General features: G+C 55.6%; 10 protein-coding genes and 3 pseudogenes. 7 read left to right on the forward strand and 6 right to left on the reverse strand.

Annotation, left to right across the window (positions count from 1 at the left end; genetic code table 11):
* From ACDZ94_RS23280 to ACDZ94_RS23290, 3 genes are all read left to right on the forward strand, one after another.
* Positions 1-283, forward strand: a 283-nt coding sequence (locus tag ACDZ94_RS23280) for a hypothetical protein (RefSeq protein ID WP_432751576.1), incomplete at its 5' end; no start/stop codon positions are given.
* Between the two features lie 302 nt (positions 284-585).
* On the forward strand, positions 586-3,432 hold the full coding sequence (locus tag ACDZ94_RS23285) for a valine--tRNA ligase (protein ID WP_073637252.1): 2,847 nt from the start codon (positions 586-588) through the stop codon (positions 3,430-3,432).
* A gap of 216 nt (positions 3,433-3,648) precedes the next feature.
* Positions 3,649-8,805 (forward strand): RHS repeat domain-containing protein, encoded by a 5,157-nt coding sequence (locus tag ACDZ94_RS23290; RefSeq protein ID WP_432751577.1) that lies wholly within the window; start codon positions 3,649-3,651, stop codon positions 8,803-8,805.
* 261 nt (positions 8,806-9,066) lie between these two features.
* Here the strand turns inward: ACDZ94_RS23290 and ACDZ94_RS23295 are convergent.
* Positions 9,067-9,330 (reverse strand): annotated as a pseudogene (locus tag ACDZ94_RS23295) (transposase); the annotation flags it as partial.
* Here ACDZ94_RS23295 and ACDZ94_RS23300 point away from each other — a divergent pair.
* Positions 9,321-9,469, forward strand: a pseudogene (locus ACDZ94_RS23300) (hypothetical protein); the annotation flags it as partial. The pseudogenes ACDZ94_RS23295 and ACDZ94_RS23300 sit on opposite strands and share 10 nt — an antisense overlap.
* Positions 9,470-9,581: 112 nt before the next feature.
* Here ACDZ94_RS23300 and ACDZ94_RS23305 read toward each other — a convergent pair.
* The gene (locus tag ACDZ94_RS23305; RefSeq protein ID WP_221294017.1) at positions 9,582-10,007 is read right to left on the reverse strand and encodes a hypothetical protein; all 426 of its coding nucleotides are present in this window, start codon (positions 10,005-10,007) and stop codon (positions 9,582-9,584) included.
* A 240-nt stretch (positions 10,008-10,247) separates the two neighbouring features.
* On the opposite strand from ACDZ94_RS23305, the gene rlmF reads away from it, so the two are divergent.
* A complete protein-coding gene (gene rlmF / locus ACDZ94_RS23310; protein ID WP_432751578.1) occupies positions 10,248-11,267 on the forward strand; it encodes a 23S rRNA (adenine(1618)-N(6))-methyltransferase RlmF in 1,020 nt (339 codons plus the stop codon).
* Positions 11,268-11,345: 78 nt separating this feature from the next.
* Here rlmF and ACDZ94_RS23315 read toward each other — a convergent pair whose 3' ends face one another.
* Positions 11,346-11,627 (reverse strand): HU family DNA-binding protein, encoded by a 282-nt coding sequence (locus tag ACDZ94_RS23315; protein WP_003188840.1) that lies wholly within the window; start codon positions 11,625-11,627, stop codon positions 11,346-11,348.
* Between the two features lie 395 nt (positions 11,628-12,022).
* On the opposite strand from ACDZ94_RS23315, the gene yejK reads away from it, so the two are divergent.
* Complete coding sequence (yejK, locus tag ACDZ94_RS23320) at positions 12,023-13,027, forward strand: nucleoid-associated protein YejK (RefSeq protein ID WP_064450853.1); 1,005 nt, start codon at positions 12,023-12,025, stop codon at positions 13,025-13,027.
* On the forward strand, positions 13,027-13,377 hold the full coding sequence (locus ACDZ94_RS23325) for a glutaredoxin family protein (protein WP_221294016.1): 351 nt from the start codon (positions 13,027-13,029) through the stop codon (positions 13,375-13,377). Before yejK ends, ACDZ94_RS23325 begins: the two co-directional genes overlap by 1 nt.
* A gap of 139 nt (positions 13,378-13,516) precedes the next feature.
* Here ACDZ94_RS23325 and ACDZ94_RS23330 read toward each other — a convergent pair.
* The 3 genes and pseudogenes from ACDZ94_RS23330 to ACDZ94_RS23340 all read right to left on the reverse strand — a co-directional run bounded on the left by ACDZ94_RS23330 (position 13,517) and on the right by ACDZ94_RS23340 (position 17,606).
* A pseudogene (locus ACDZ94_RS23330) lies at positions 13,517-15,767 on the reverse strand (TonB-dependent receptor).
* Positions 15,768-16,053: 286 nt separating this feature from the next.
* On the reverse strand, positions 16,054-17,031 hold the full coding sequence (locus ACDZ94_RS23335) for a FecR family protein (protein WP_221294014.1): 978 nt from the start codon (positions 17,029-17,031) through the stop codon (positions 16,054-16,056).
* Complete coding sequence (locus ACDZ94_RS23340; RefSeq protein ID WP_064450849.1) at positions 17,028-17,606, reverse strand: RNA polymerase sigma factor; 579 nt, start codon at positions 17,604-17,606, stop codon at positions 17,028-17,030. The genes ACDZ94_RS23335 and ACDZ94_RS23340 overlap by 4 nt, the downstream gene beginning before the upstream one ends.

Here is a 17,606-nt window from a genome sequence, read left to right on the forward strand (position 1 = left end):
GCCTTCCGGCAGCGCTCCTCAACTCACAAGCCCCACCACCGTCAACTCACTTCGCCCCTTGCTTACCGGCAAAGCGGCGCCCAATGCCATCGTCTATGTTTATCTTGAAGGCGGCAGCGTTTTGTTTGGCAAACCTCAAGCTGACAGCAACGGTGATTGGCAACTGCAACTGAGTCAGGACATCTACTCCAGCTCGACGCCACTGGCCCTGGCGGAATTCAATGCCAACGGTGGTCAGGTGTCTGGCTGGACAGCAGTTATCCTGACCATGAGCAAGACATAAACCAGTCTGGTCGCACGGTAGCTGGTGACGCGCGAAGCACAATGACTCAGCGTGCGATACCAGCGACCAAGCGCCCATTTCACGGGGCTAAATCGGTCTGAACAGCAGCGTATTGCCAGAATGGGCTTACGTAACAATTACCCTCGCTCAAAAAGAGAGTGCCAGCCTGTGTAAACCACATCGAGTTCAACCGGGTGATGCAGTTTTTTACATCGCCCATCACCTCGCCCTACGCGCGCTGGCTCATCCCCGCTATACTTCCCGGCTTTTCCTGAATAAATGCCAATAGGGTCCCGCCGCGCATGGATAAGACCTACCAGCCGCACGCCATTGAAACTTCCTGGTACAACACCTGGGAGTCCGAGAACTATTTCGCCCCGCAAGGCGCGGGCGAGTCCTACACCATCATGATTCCGCCACCGAACGTCACTGGCAGCCTGCACATGGGCCATGGCTTCAACAATGCGATCATGGATGCGTTGATCCGTTTCCGCCGCATGCAGGGCCGCAACACCCTGTGGCAACCGGGCACCGACCACGCCGGTATCGCCACGCAGATGCTGGTGGAACGCCAACTCGAGGCCACCGGCCAGAACCGTCACGACCTGGGTCGCGAGAAATTCCTGGAAAAGATCTGGGAATGGAAAGACCAGTCCGGCGGCAATATCAGCCGTCAGATCCGTCGCCTGGGTTCGTCCGTCGACTGGAGCCGCGAGCGCTTCACCATGGACGACGGCCTGTCGGAATCCGTGAAAGAAGCCTTCGTACGCCTGCACGAAGACGGCCTGATCTACCGTGGCAAGCGCCTGGTCAACTGGGACACCAAGTTGCACACGGCGATTTCCGACCTTGAAGTGGAAAACCACGACGAGAAAGGTTTCCTGTGGAACCTCAAGTACCCGCTGGCCGATGGCGCCAAGACCGCTGAAGGCAACGACTACCTGATCGTCGCCACCACCCGTCCGGAAACCATGCTCGGCGACGCCGCCGTCGCAGTTAACCCGAACGACGAGCGCTACCAGGCGCTGATCGGCAAGTTCGTCGAGCTGCCGTTGGTGGGTCGCCGTATCCCGATCATCGCAGACGACTACTGTGACCCTGAATTCGGCACCGGCTGCGTGAAAATCACCCCGGCCCACGATTTCAACGACTACGAAGTCGGCAAGCGCCACAACCTGCCGCTGTTGAACATCTTCGACAAAAACGCCGCCGTATTGCCGGCCTGTCAGGTGTTCAATCTGGACGGCACGCTGAACGACAGCATCGACGGCAAGATCCCGGCCGAATACGCCGGCCTCGACCGTTTCGAAGCGCGCAAGCAGATCGTGGCCGCCTTTGACGCTGCCGGCTTGCTGGTGAGCGTTGACGACCACGGCCTCAAAGTGCCGAAGGGCGACCGTTCCGGCACCGTAATCGAGCCATGGCTGACCGACCAGTGGTACGTGTCCACCAAACCATTGGCCGAGCCTGCGATTGCTGCCGTGGAAGACGGCCGCATTCAGTTCGTGCCCAAACAGTACGAAAACATGTACTTCTCGTGGATGCGCGACATCCAGGACTGGTGCATCAGCCGTCAGCTGTGGTGGGGCCACCGCATTCCGGCCTGGTACGACGAGTCGGGCAAAGTCTATGTAGGCCGCGACGAAGCCGAAGTGCGCGCCAAGCACAACCTCGGCCCGGACGTTGCGCTGCAACAGGACAACGACGTACTGGACACCTGGTTCAGCTCCGGCCTGTGGACCTTCTCCACCCTGGGCTGGCCGCAGCAGACCGAGTTCCTGAAGAAATTCCACTCCACCGATGTACTGGTGACCGGCTTCGACATCATTTTCTTCTGGGTTGCCCGGATGATCATGCTGACCATGCACCTGGTGAAGAACGAGGACGGCACCCCGCAAGTACCGTTCAAGACCGTGTACGTGCACGGCCTGGTGCGGGATGGCCAGGGCCAGAAGATGTCCAAGTCCAAAGGCAACGTCCTGGACCCGCTGGACATCATCGACGGCATCGACCTGGAAACCCTGGTGCAGAAACGCACCTCGGGCCTGATGCAGCCAAAGTTGGCCAAGAAGATCGAGAAGCAGACCCGCGACGAGTTCGCCGATGGCATTGCCAGCTACGGTACCGACGCCCTGCGTTTCACCTTCTGCTCGCTGGCGTCCACCGGTCGCGACATCAAGTTCGACATGGGCCGCGTCGAAGGCTACCGCAACTTCTGCAACAAGATCTGGAACGCCGCGCGCTACGTGCTGGACAAAGGCGAAGACTGCGGCCAGAACGGCGAAGCAGTTGAGCTGAGCCTGGCGGATCGCTGGATCATCTCGCAGTTGCAGCGCACCGAAGCCGAAGTAACCCGCCAACTTGACCAGTTCCGTTTCGACCTGGCCGCACAGGCCTTGTACGAGTTCATTTGGAACCAGTATTGCGACTGGTACCTGGAACTGTCCAAGCCCGTGCTGTGGGACGAAAACTCGCCGATCGAACGCCAGCGCGGCACCCGTCGCACCTTGGTACGCGTACTGGAAGTGGCACTGCGCCTGGCGCACCCGTTCATGCCGTTCATCACCGAAGAGATCTGGCAGCGCATCGCGCCGCTGGCCGGTATCGAAGGCAAAACCATCATGCTGCAACCTTGGCCGGTGGCCAATGAAGCGCGCATCGATGAGGCGGCCGAAAGCGATATCGAATGGCTCAAGACCCTGATGATGGGCACGCGTAACATCCGTGCCGAGATGAACATCGGGCCGGGCAAGCCGTTGGCAGTGTTTGTGAAGAACGCCAGCAGCGAAGATCAGCGTCGCCTCAGCGAGAACGACGCACTGCTCAAGAAGCTGGCGAAGCTGGAGTCGATCACGGTATTGGCTGACGGCGCCGAAGCACCGCTGTCCGCGACCGCGCTGGTCGGCGAGATGGAAGTGCTGGTGCCGATGGCCGGCCTGATCGACAAAGGCGCGGAATTGGCCCGTCTCGATAAGGAAATCCTGCGCCTGCAAGGCGAAGTGCAGCGAGTGGGCGGCAAGCTGTCCAACGCGGCGTTCGTCGACAAGGCGCCGGCGGAGGTGATCGATAAGGAGCGCGCCAAGTTGGCTGAAGCTGAACAGGCTCAGGGCAAGTTGGCGGAGCAACGCAGTCGGATTGCCAGCTTGTAAGTCAATGCTGGAATAAAAAGAGAGACCTTCGGGTCTCTTTTTTTTGCGCAAAATTAACTGATCTAACTATGGAGACACTTAAGCGCAAAAAGTTATAAAAAACTGTCAACATTGACAGTATCAACCCACTGGAAAGCGGCATTACTCTGAAACAAAGCTCTCTGCCGTGCATCATTTTGCAGCACGGAGGCAGCCTACTTTTTAAGGAGTTTCCAGATGGCTAATTCGACAGCTGTTAAACAACGTGTCGTTAACGAAGGTAGCCCGAATATTCATGGGGTCGACCCCTTTTCGGGCGCATTTTGCACATTTATCCCGATAGCTGAATTAGTTGGAAATAATGGGTTGGGCCCGACTTTGGATCTGAAGGTTTACCACACGTCGGGCCGCGGCACCCACTACCTCGAAAATTGTAGTATCCGATTTAACCATGCTTATTTTTACGAAGACCGTCTACCAACACTTCAGAGCAACAATTTCGGCGAAATTTACTTAGAGAACGGAGCCAGTTGGACATGGGACGGAAAAAGCGATATTGCCTTACCCCACGTCGTTATCAGCCGGGATAGCAAGCAACTTAAATTCACACATAAAAGTGGAAAACAAGAACGTCTTACCAAATTCCAAGCCCCCTCATCCAACCCGCAAATAGATGAAGGCTATTATCTTCCAACTACAATAAGTTCACCCTCTGGGCATAAAATTTACCTCCAATGGGATTTGATTAAAGAAACCAACTCACTCATAAACCTGTGGCTCCCACGCCTACAGTCAGTATCCGACGAGTCAGGAACCCTATTGACCGTTGGTTACACCATGCTCGGCAGCATAATGCAGGTCACTTTCGATGTATGGCCAGGAACCAACGACAATTACACGATGGATTTTCAATTTACCGAGGGCTTGTTGAGTACAGTACGGCAGAGCAACCAGATAGACACGACAGCGTTCGAGTACACCGGCTCTATCAGCAAAATAAAACACAGCAGCGGACTCACGGAGGCAATTAGTTATCAGAACGGCAAAGTTTCCAACCACCTTATTACCGACAACAACGCGACCATCATACAAAACAATCAATATATTTACACCACCTCAAAAGGCAACCAAATCACCTCAGTAACGGAGATAGGCAATAAAAAAACTGAATATCAGTTTTCGACCAACCGCCTACCGACAAAAGAAACAACTTGGGTAGATGGCTTATTATTGAAAACCGTTGAGTTAAGTAGAACCGTGAAAAACGGAGGGACTGTCCTCACGGGTGCCGCTAATGACCCCCTCCCAGACCGTATTGAAAGCACCACTAGCACGACCTACACCAACCCCGACCTGACCGCTCGCAAGGAAGTCGTCGTTATCACAATGGACACCTTAGGCAACATCATTTCAAAGACAGAAAACGGCGTAACAACGGAGTGGACTTATTATCGGGGAATGTTGGAAGAAGACATACTCGTCAAAACAGAAAGAGTTAAAACTCCCATAACGCCTTTGAGTGTTATTGCGGCCACAGGTGATTACGCAAACCCTATCGGCTGGGGATTCCTGCTGTTCGGTAAAGCCGGGTTGACCTGGGGTACACGTGAGCTGCGCCAAAAGGTTATTTCGCCTTACGTCACCAGTAACGGTCAACAGACCTTCAACCTCCCGGTGGCCATTCGTTGCCCTGGCGACCCAAATTACTTCAAGGTTCACGTCGAATCCGAAAAGGTCTATACCCTGAACAACGGCCAACGGACTGACTTGCAGTGGACCTTCTACAGTTACGATGGGCTGCCGGTCAAAGACGCCCTGGTAAAAGGTCCAACCCTCAAACCTTCGAAAAAATTGACAATCTATAACCCGGTTGGGGATGCCAATGGCAGGCTCTCATCATGGGCGAACGGCAACATGGTGCTTGAAGAGAATACTTATGATACCGACATTAATTCACCTCACCATGGGCGGTTATTGAACAGCACGCAATCTATCCTTGACGCCGCCGGCAAGGTCGTTCCGGGCTCTGTAGTCAGTACTGCGATCGACTACGGGCTTTCCAACAATCAACTCACTACAACCACTTATGTGACCGCGGGCACTGCACCTGCAGTCACCGGAACTCAAGTCATTCAAACGCTCACCGGCTTGCTTAAGGCCCACATTGATGCCCAAGACAATACGACCCTTTATGAATACGACGCGCAGCGCCGTATAATCCAACAAACCGTATATGCCGGCGAGCCCGAGCTCAAAGGCACGACCACTTTCACCTACGTAGACGCTGGCACCGAAACTCAAGTAACGCGTACCAGCCCGTTCGGAGAACAAAGCAGAGACGTATTTGATACGTTGGGCCGCCCCATCCGAAACGAGTGGCTACACACTGATGGTTCATGGCTGAAGTTATACGAAATAACTTACGACGCCCAAGGTCGAGAGGCGTCCACGACACAATTCGACTACACCGCCAATAAAACGCAATTGCCCCCGCAAACACGTAACTTCAGCTATGACCGCTGGGGGCAGCTCTCAGAAATCAAGTGGGCCGCGAGTGGTGAGACCGAGAATTTTTCGTACGACCCGGTCAACCGCAAGACCTCAACCTGGGTAGCACAAGGCAGTGAAACGGGCGGGCGCACCATACAGGTATTCGACGAACCCGGTGGAGAACAACGCCACGAGTCGTATCTTCATGCCAATGGTAAGTTCGTGAGCTCACAGACGTATCGCTACAACGCCCTAGGTCATCTGACCACCGAGACTTCAAGCGAGGCATATGCGATTCACCGTAATTACGACGCTTTTGGTCGCGTAAGCCGTGTGGAAACCGCCGGTATCACAACGATTAATGACTTTCCTGCCCATATCCAAGCACCCGTAGCGACAGCTGCCAAGCTGGAATCCAGCGGCCAAACAGTTTCACTGGGCACCCAGACAGTAGATGGCCTGAGCCGCGTGACGGCTACCGTACTCGGCGGCACTAAAGTGAACTATGCCTATATCGGCAGCGGGAATTGGGGCAAAGCAGATACTCAACCCAGCGCAACGAACACCTCATCTACTCGCATTAAGCTGAGCAATGCTTGGGACGCGCAAACCCGTACCCTTACTGAAACCATTACCGGAGGCATTAACCGAGGTAGTGATTCAACTACCTCTCAAGCAAGATACGAATACTCCATTCAAGGCCTCTTACTGCGATCAACTGATGCGTTCGGTAACAGCACTCAATACACTTACGACACCCAAGGCCGTCTACTGAACAGCGCCAGCGCAACGCTGACCGTAGATTTTATATATGGCCCGCTAGGTAGACTGGAATCCGAAACATTGAATGATCTAACCCATGGTAAGACCATGACGACTGCGTACACTTACAACGCATCCGGTCAAGAAATTCAACGTCAATTCAATGCCACAGGTTTTCCACCCCTTACATTAAAAACAACGTATACCACCTCTTTAATCGCTGAAATGGAAATACTGCAAGGTGCATCACTGTTGCGCAAGGAAGAGTACCGTTACGATTTCAGAGGGCAACTCGAAACCTATCTGTGCAGCGGCCCCCATAAACCCTCCACGCCTGACCGCTATGTGATTGACCGACAGGATTTTATATACGACATGGCCGGCAACCTGATTCAATGTACCGTGACAAGCAATGGCAGTACGTTTATCGATAAATACACATTTGGGGCTGCAGACCCCTGCCAACCTCAATCCACTACACTTCAGAGAGGTACGACTCAACAAACTCATTCTTATAAATATGACAGCCTTGGTTATTGTATAAACAAAGACGGCTTCCCACTCACTTACAATATCCAGGGTCAATTAACCGTTCACAGTGACGCACAACAACGTTTCGACTACCATTACGACAACATTGGCCGACTCGCTGGGTGCTCAGGTACGGGCCACTACGACCAGTACTATTATAAAGATGACTTCCAATACGCTCGGAAAGGTGTATTTAGCAGCAATGGAGTTTTTAGCTACCGCACTTCTATTTTGATGAACCAGAGCACTTCCTGCTTATTGCTGCAGCAGAGTATCAACCAAGACAGCAACATGCCAACAACAAGCCGCAGTTTCGAGGTAAAAGACATCAAAGGCTCGGTGATTGCCAGTTACGACCTGTCTACCAATTCAATTTCATACTTTGTTTACACGCCATACGGCTATCGCCCTCATACCATCGATCAGCGCTCGTGGGTTGGGTTTAACGGCCACCCCATGGACAGCGTTACCGGTAATTATCCTCTGGGGAACGGAGCGAGAGTCTACAATCCCGCGAAACAAAGCTTTGACGCTCCTGACCCTATCAGTCCGTTTGGTGCAGGTGGATCAAATCGATATCGGTATTGCAGCAACGACCCGGTCAATAAAAGTGACCCCTCTGGGTTCGCGGAGGTCTTGAACCAATACTCTGTCATTACCCACGCGCCAGCGATCGAAAACCCGGTTGTAGCCGCTGTGGGGATCGGCGTAATCGGTATCGCACTGGCACCCTTTACCGGCGGTGCTTCAATAGGGTGGACGGTAGCAGCGGTAGGTTTAGCTACTGTGTCCGCGGGCTTTGGTATCGCCTCTACGGCACTACGAGAAAGTGACCCTGACCTCTCAGAAGCATTAGGTTGGGCTGCACTCGGGACCGGTCTGCTCGAAGCAGGCGCAGGCGCCGGGCTAGCTTTGCGCGCTGCAAGAGCAGGGGCAAAGGGGGCAGCCAGGGAAACCAGTCTCGCGTATCAACACAGCAGCATAGCCAAAGGCCAGATGGGCGTTGAAACGCTGACCGTTAAGACACGGAGTCTTGGTTTTCACAATGGACCCGCTTCATATGAGCTTTACAGCGGAGGTCCGAACGCTACTAAAGCGTATATTTACAGCCACGGAGCGTCGCGTGCCGAGAAGTTCCGATTCGCTCTTCCATCAGGAGTGGACCTTCATTTTTTCGCACCTAAAGGCGCGTCAATTGCGACAGATGATAGCCGATTGCTACAGCATCTTTCGGGAAGGCTGAATGGAAACTATATAAGCAAAGCACACAATTCACTTAACCCCAAATTAGCACCCGACTATATCTTGACCGAGTTCAAGCCTAAAGACATGGTAACCAACAATATTCTCAAAACGCCGCAAGACCTGGACAAAGTATTGAAACAATTAGCAGCGGCCCATAGTATCGATATTATTCGCCCAAAGGGTCAGATACCGCTCAGCGAATTGATCACGTCACTTCAAGCGCAGAACTACAAAAAAATATACGGCTCGTTTTGCCGGGGTCCTATTCGGGATTTCGTTGGCGTCGCAGAAATCAAAAGAATAAGACATTCAAAATGGCGCATGTTCGTACTGGACATGGACGCCTCATTGGCTAATCGAGTTTAACCAAGCAACATCTCCTACTCACGATGGAGACCTCGCTAACACCGCGCTCCCGATGCACTCGGGAGCCGGCATCGGCCTGATACACGCCGCCACCAAGTTGAAAGTGCACCCCCTAAGGAAGGTCTGAAGTACCCACCGTTTTTTGATCCCCTCTTTGCGTGAGGTTCAAAAAGCGCTGATTCGGTCGAATCATTAGACCTTTCCACTTCTTAATTCATGATTTTCCTCTAAGTCGCGCTGTTTCAGGGCGATTAGCCCGCATTACAGGCGCACCTCTCCAGTATTCAACAATCGTTTTCGCACCATCCACAAGTTCGACAAGGCGAACAACGTCGTCTGCTGAGCACTGCTTTTCGTCAGACCACGAAAGCGCACTTTCGTATAGCCAAACTGGCGCTTGATCACCCGAAACGGATGCTCAACCTTGGCTCTGACTTGCGCTTTCGCATACTCAAACCCGCGTAGCACACTGCCGATCACTATGTCTTTGCCATGCTCTTTGTACGAGCTTGGCCGTGCAGCAAGTGGACGGCAAGCTGTCCAACTCGGCGTTTTTGGACAATGCGCCGGCTGAAGTGATCGAGAAGGAACCCGCCAAGTTGGCCGAGGCTGAGCGGGCGTTGGGTAAGCTGGCCGAGCACATGTGTGGATCTCCAGTCTGTAAGCTGGAAACCATGTAAAAAAGAGACCTTCTCAGGTCTCTTTTTTATGGGCGCTTTTTGATCAATATGGCAACTATCAACTTGCCACGAGCGAGCAGCAGGTTGAGGGCGGGCTTATTGCGATACAGGCGGAACATTTACCTGGCCCGTACCCGGATCGCCCACTTTCCCATTCACCCTGACCCCTTTAGAAACCCATTTCCCCGAAGTAACAGTAAACTGGACATTTGATCCCGCTGGAAGATTCAGCGGAGAAGAAAGGGTCGTATTCTGGACGCTAATATTAGTCGCCTTTGAACCATTATTTTCAATAAAGAGGTTTTTACCTTCTCTGAGTGAAGCCCCAGCCACTCCAATAGTGAGCGGATCGGCAAAGTCGCCATCACTGACCCGAAACGCAGATGCACCTGCTGACTCTACAATAATGGTCCCGGCAGTTTGACCACTCTGCGTATTCTCCAAAGGAGACTCCCCCGCCGCCCACGCATTCATCGCCAGCAAGATAGACCCAACTAAAATGACAGAAAAGTGCTTTTTCATTGTGTTATTACCTTAAGTAGATTGAGACCAACCTGTGTATTTCAATAAAAAATTAACACACTGAAAAATCAATAATCTACTGTCAGAAATAACAGGTCAGCTAACCATTAAAGAATAACCCTTCACGTTATAATTCCGATTTTACGCGCATTCTGGTTATTCTCCCAAAGCTAGATATTCCTGTTTTCAGTCAGGAATGTGTGACAATGCCCACCACTTTGAGCCAACACCAGAATCAACATGACCGCCCCCAGCACACCCAAACCACCGCGCAAGAAGCCTAAAACCGCCGCCACGGCCAAACCCGTCGCGCCGCGTAAAGAGGCCACCTTGCATCCGCGTAACCGCCACACAGGCCGTTACGACTTCCCGGCGCTGATCAAAACGACGCCGGAACTGGCGAAATTCGTGATCATCAACCCCTATGGCAAGGAAAGTATCGACTTTGCCAGCCCTGACGCGGTGCGGGTCTTCAACCGGGCGCTGCTGAAAGCCTTCTATGGCATCCAGCATTGGGATATCCCAGCCGACTACCTGTGCCCGCCAGTGCCGGGGCGTGCCGACTATGTGCATTTCCTCGCCGACCTGCTGGCCAGCGTCAACGACGGCAAGATTCCGCGCGGTTCAATCGTCAAGGTGCTGGACATCGGCATGGGCGCCAACTGTGTCTATCCGTTGATTGGCTACATGGAGTACCGCTGGAACTTCCTCGGCTCCGAGGTCGACCCTATCGCCGTGGCCGCGGCCAGGGCCATCGTGCAGTCCAATGACCTGAGCAAGGTCATCCAGCTGCGCCAGCAAACCAACCCCAAGCAAATCCTGTTGGGCCTGCTGGAGCCGGGCGAGCGCTTTGACCTGACCATGTGCAACCCGCCGTTCCACGCGTCCATGGACGAAGCCACCAAGGGCAGCGAGCGTAAATGGCGCGCCCTGGGTAAAGCTGATCCCAAGCGCAAGCTGCCGGTGCTGAACTTCGGCGGGCAATCGGCGGAGTTGTGGTGTGAAGGCGGCGAAGCGCGTTTTGTCACGCAACTGATCGCTGAGAGCGCGCATTTTGCCCACAAGGTGTTGTGGTTCAGCACACTGGTGTCAAAAGCGTCGAATTTGCCCGCGATTGAGACAGCGCTCAAAAAAGCCGGCGTGCTGGAAAGCCAGGTGGTGGAAATGTCCCAGGGCCAAAAGCAAAGCCGTTTCGTGGCCTGGACTTTCCAGACCAAGAACGAGCAGCAGATCTGGCGCCAGCGCTGGGTTCGCGACTAGCCCTTCATCACAGTCAAAACGCAGGCAACAAAAAACCGTGCCCGGATCGCTCCGAAGCACGGTTTTTTTTGCTGCGTCTTACTTGTTAACAGCGTCGGTCAGGCCTTTGGCCACAACCAGCTTGATAACTTTCTTGGCAGCGATTTCGATGGCGGCGCCAGTCGAAGGGTTACGGCCAGTACGGGCTGGACGCTCGGTCACTTTCAGTTTGCCAACGCCTGGCAGAGTGATTTCGCCGCCGTTTTCCAGCTGATCAGCAACAACTTGGCTCAGTTGGTCCAGCAGAGCGCGCACGGTAGTTTTCGGTGCGTCTACTGCTTCAGCCAGGTCAGCGATCAGTTGGTCTTTAGTAATAGCCATTGTGGTGTTCCTTCCCTATCAAATTCATATGGATTGCAGAGTGCAGTGTCAGCCGTCGAGCCCGACCGTCATGGCCTGGCACCCCCGGCCATAACCACGGAGATCGGGGTTATAGATGCTTGAAACGGGGATTGGTTCGACCTGACAGATGCTGAATGCACGCTTAACGCCGAGACTTGGCGTAAGACGGGGCAAAACTAGCACAGAGACGGGGAAATATCCGCCTCAACATACCCATTTGGTCAGCTTTATCGCTCTAAACCGTGAAAAAAAGGCATATAGGCCGTCGGAGAGCGGCCAAAGCACCCTTGGACACGTGTCTTGGCCAATGGGTGCGGTACACTGGGCAACTTTTCGGGGAGGCCAACCGCTCCCCTCAACCAGCCGAGAAGCCTATGCCGATCCGTCATTGCATCGTCCACCTGATCGACAAAAAACCCGACGGCACCCCCGCAATTCTCCATGCCCGCGACTCCGAGCTTGCCGAGTCGGCCGCCATCGAGAACATGCTTGCCGACCTCAACGAGAGCTACAACGCTAAACAAGGCAAGGCCTGGGGTTTCTTCCATGCCGAGTCCGGCGCGCACCCGTTCAGCGGCTGGTTGAAGGAGTATTTTGACGGCGGCCAGGATTTCACCACCTTCAGCCGCACGGCAGTCGAACATCTGCAAAAGCTCATGGAGGAGTCCAACCTCTCCACCGGCGGCCACGTGCTGTTTGCCCACTACCAACAAGGCATGACCGACTACCTGGCCATCGCCCTGCTCCACCACAGCGAAGGCGTGGCCGTGACCGATCAGCTGGACGTGACCCCCTCACGCCACCTGGACCTGGGCCAATTGCACCTGGCAGCGCGGATAAACGTCTCCGAGTGGCAGAACAACAAGCAGTCCAAGCAATACATCTCCTTTATCAAGGGCAAGAACGGCAAGAAGGTCTCGGAGTACTTCCGCGACTTTATCGGCTGCCAGGAAGGCATCGATGGCCCGGGCGAGACCCGTACCCTGCTCAAGGCATTCAGCGACTTCGTCGAAAGCGAAGACCTGCCGGATGAATCGGCCCGCGAGAAAACCAAGACCCTGGTGGACTACGCCAGCAGCCAGGCCAAGCTCGGCGAGCCGATGGGCCTGGAAGAACTGTCGGGTTTGATCGATGAAGATCGGCCTAAGGCGTTCTATGACCATATCCGCAACAAGGATTACGGCCTGTCGCCGGAGATCCCGGCCGACAAACGCACTCTCAACCAGTTCCGTCGTTTTACCGGGCGTGCCGAGGGGCTGTCGATCAGCTTTGAAGCGCACCTGCTGGGCGACAAGATCGAGTACGACGAGGCCGCCGGCACCTTGATCATCAAGGGTCTGCCAACCCAATTGACTGACCAGCTCAAGCGCCGTAACTGATGCTTGGCGGGGTTCTCAAGAAGGTCCTGCTGGTATTGCTGGTCGTGGTGGTCATTCAGAACTGGGGCAAGATCGAGCGGCTGTTCAACCCCTCGCAGGTGGTGTCGGAGCAGGTACGCGCCTCAGCGCGCGTGGTGCTCTATTCCACCGAGTGGTGTGGCTACTGCAAGCAGATCCGGCGCTTTCTGGATCAGAAAGGCATTCCATACCAGGCGCTGGATATCGAGAAGGACGCCCAGGCGCGCAAGGCCTATGAGGCCTTGGGCGGCGGCGGGATTCCGTTTGTGGACGTGAATGGCACGCTGATTCGCGAGTTCAACCCGGATGCGATTATGGCCGCGCTGAAGTAACCCAATTTGTAAAACACTGCAGATCAAATGTGGGAGCGGGCTTGCTCGCGAAGGCGGACTGTCAGTCAATGCATCTGGCACTGACCCACCGCTTTCGCGAGCAAGCCCGCTCCCACATTTAGCTCAGCGGCACCTTTAATTAGAAGTTGGCTTCCAGCGACACCATCGCCGTGCGTTCCTCACCCACGTTGTAATACGCCGTGCTCGGCGCCAGGCCGTTTACCGGTGCCGAGTTGAACGACACGGTGCGCGCCGAGCTCAAGTATTCCTTGTCGAACACGTTAAGCATCGAGAACCGCAGGGCCGCGGACTTGATGACTTTCTTGTCCACCGGCAAGTAGATACCGGCGTTGAGGTCAAACACGGTACGGCCGGAGATTTTTTCGTCGTTGGTCAAATCGCCGTAGAAACTGCCGACGTATTTGCCCGCAACGTTGCCGTAGAAACGCGAGTCGTCATAGCCGAACACCAGGTTGAACATGTTTTCCGGCACGTTGGCCAGTTGCTTGCCCGCTGTGGGCAGCAACACATTCTTGCTGAGCACATTGTCTTTCTGCTCAGACTGGGTGTAGGTGTAGGAGGCGTAGTAGTTGAAGTTGTGCGGCAACAGGCCACTCCATTCCAGCTCCAGGCCTTTGTTGTCGACCTTGCCGACGTTGATCACTGCGTAGTCACCGTTCAAGTCGGTGGTCGACAACTGGCGATCCTTGAAGCTGATGTAGAACAAGGTCGCGCTCAGCGCCAGGGTGTCTTCGGTGTAGCGCCAGCCCAGTTCCTGGTTCCAGCTCAACTCAGGCTTCAGGCTGACGGAGTCGCCCTTGTTGTACAGCACGTAGTTCGGCGGCGTACGCATGTTGCGGGTGACGTTGTAGAACGCCTGGTTGCTCTCGTCGACCTGGTACTTGGCGCTGAAGTTCGGCAGGAACTGGTGGTAACGGGTGGTAACGGGTGTTACGTTTTTCCGGCGTGTCGTACAGGCTGCCCAGATTGTTGCCGTCGCGCTCGACGTACTGGTACGCAACGCCACCGACAAAACTCAGGTCCGGCGTAGCTTGCCAGCTGTCCTGAACCCAGAGCTTCTGAGCCGGGGTGATGGTGTAGTAATGACGACCCTGTACGGTCGCGCCGTTCTTGTCGACCACCTGGCCGCCGCTGTTGTAGTCACCCCACACATCATCGGGTGCGCCTTCGCCGTTGATACCGATAAAGGGCTGGGTCTGGCGCTGGCGAGCACGTTCATACCAATAGCCGTAGTCCAGGCTGTGTTCTTCGTTGATGTCCCATTTCATTTTGGCGGTGACGCCAGGGCGCCAGGTTTCGGTCCACGAAGGGCGATAGTAGTTGAGCGATTTCAGGTTGCTCAGGTCGTAGTTGCCGGCCTTGTCGGACTTGGGCCCCAGGTTCGAAGCGGTCTGGCCGCTGAAACTGCCACCGTTGGCCCAGTAGTAATAAGGTGTGACCGTCAGCGACAGGTTGTCTTGCAGCTGCCAGCGCTGAGTGAGCGTGGCGTTGACGCTTTCGAACGGGTTGCGGTTGAGCTTGTAGGACGACGACAGCAAACCCGACTTGTAAACCGGGGTTTCCGAGAAGTCCTTGCGTCGCCCTTCTGTCTCGAACTGCGACTTGCTCAGGGTGTTGTAGTTGTAGTTTTCCTGGTTGTTATATTTCACTGTGGCCAGGGTCGAGTTGCCATTGCCGTCTTCGAACAGGCTGCTCCACTCGACTTTGTCGCTGCGCAATGTGCCCTTGCCGCGCCACTTGTCACCTTCCAGGTGAGACGCCGAGACCCAGGTCTTGAGGCCACCGAAATCGCCGGTATTCACCCGCACGAACGTTTTGCGCAGGTCGTTGGCACCGACGATCTGTTTGGCGAACACCCCGGACTCTTTAGTCGGCCGCAGGGTGATCATGCCGATGTTACCGCCGCTGGAGCCGATGTGCGGGCCGTCCGCTTCCGAAGAGCCTTGGGTGGCGAATACTTCGGCGAGGTTTTCCGGGTCGCCCAACTGGTTTGAATAAACGCTGTAGTTGCCCGAGTCGTTGATCGGCACGCCATCGACGGAAACCCCGATCTGGTCGGAGTTCATGCCACGCATGGTGAAGTTGGTGCCGCTGGTGCCGCTGGCGTCATCACTGGAAACGTTGATGCCCGGCGTGTATTTGAGTTTGTCGATGGCGTTGGCGGTCCCTGACATTTCGTCCATGGCTTCCTTGGTCACCGTCGATCGCGCCTTGGCACTTTCTTCGCGAATCATGTGGCCGTTGCCCAGGCTCTGTTTGCCGGCGACGTCCACCGAACCGACATCCTGCGTGGTGTCTGCCAAAACCAGTGGCGCAAAGCTTCCTAGGCCCGAGGCTAACAGCAGGGCAGAGAGTGTGTTGATCTTCACGAGTAGATCCCTTACGTGCATCTATCTGTTGTTATGGAGGGAGGTGCTGGCTGTCAGAACCGGGTGAACGGCGACGCCAATCTTCCTGACCACCTGTTCAGGAATCCGGGGATCATCCTTGGCGCGTGTAACGGTTTGGTGACAGGTTTTGGCAATTGGGATGAAGGTTAAATGAAAGACCTGCAGGCAGCGCAATACCTGGCCTACAGCGATATGGAGAAAATAAACAGAGGAAAATATTTCATACAATCGCCACGCAGGAGGTGGCGACGGAGGGGATTAATGTCTAGCGCAATACAATCATGCGGCCCAGCACGGTGTGCTGTTCAAAGCCCAGGACCGCCTGCAAGGCACTCAAAACTGCCACTGGGTCCTTGCTCGGAAAACTCCCGCTGACACGCTTGGCGGCCATCTCGTCGTTGAGCAGAAGGATTCGCCCAGGGTAGTAACGGCTAAGGTCCTGAACCACCTCGGCCAACGGCGCTTTGTAGTAATTGAGCCAGCCGTCGCGCCAGGCCAGGCGCGATTCGCTGTCGACCGCGTGCAGGGCATCGGCCACACCGTCGGCGTAGGCCACTTGCTGGCCTGCCGTCAGCACCTGCTGCTGCCCTTGCCTGGACGGCGTTACGCCAACCCGGCCGGACAGCACCGTCACCTGGGCCCCGGCCGGTTGCAGGCGCACTTCGAACTGCGTGCCCAAGACCCGCGCCTCACCGCTGCCGGCCTCGACTACAAAGGGCTGGCCGGTGTGGGTCACGCGGAAAAAACCCGCACCACGGCGCAACTGGATGTGCCGCTCGCCATGGCTGAAATCCACGGCAATGGCGCTGTCGGCATCCAGGGTCACTTGGGTTTGATCCGCCAGGGTTACGGTCCTCACCTCGCCTGGCGCTGTCACGTAATCGGCGCCGAAGTCATCAACCCAGCGCGATGGCTGCCAACCCGCGCCCAGGGACACCATCACCAGCAAACACGCGGCCATGGCCAAGGCACCGGCCCCGCGCACAACACGCGCGCGTTTTGAGCCGCTCATTGAGTTGAGATAGCCCTGCAACGCCACTGCATCTTCGTCCGCCAGTGTGCGTGCCGGCACTTCGCTCAACTCCCACAGCACCTGGGCCCGTGAATAGGCTTCGACGTGCGCGGGGTCAGCCCGTAACCAGCGGCTGAACGTGGCTTGGTCACCACTGCTGGGCTGATCGTGCAGCAGGCTCAACCAGTCGAGTGCGGCCTGTTCCTGGGCGGGCGTGGGGGTAACGTTCACGGTGCTTTCCCTGGCGTGCGTGGGCAAGAGGGTTCGCGAAGGCTGGCCTTGCAGGCTTCGAGGGCACGCATCATATGTTTTTCCACGGCACTTTGGGACAGCCCCATGGCCTTGGCAATTTCCGTGTATTTGCGGCCGTGGATGCGGTTGAGCAGGAAAATCTGCCGGGTACGCTCCGGCAAGCTGCGCAAGGCGGCTTCGACGTGGCGCAGGTCATTGCCCGCTTCGAGGGCTGCCTGGGGTTCGGAGCCCTGGTTGTCCTGTTGTTCCGGCAACCAACCTTCGCTGCTGCGCACGCGCGCGCCTTCACTGCGCAAATGGTCGATGGCGATGTTGCCAGCGCAGCGCAACAGGTAGGTGCTGAGCTCTTCGACCTGCACCAACGGTCGACGCCAAAAGCGCAGGAACAGGTCTTGCACCAGGTCGGCCGCCGTAGCGCGGCAACCCACGCGCCGGCTGACCAGCGCCTCCATTTGCGAGCGCTGGGATAAAAACACCTGCAGGAAATGCGCACGCCCACCGGCCGCATCGGTATGCGGGCTGTCCTGGGATTCGGGTGGCGTGCTGATCATCAT

Source organism: Pseudomonas sp. UBT (assembly GCF_050915955.1).
Classification (GTDB): Bacteria; Pseudomonadota; Gammaproteobacteria; order Pseudomonadales; family Pseudomonadaceae; genus Aquipseudomonas; species Aquipseudomonas antarctica_A.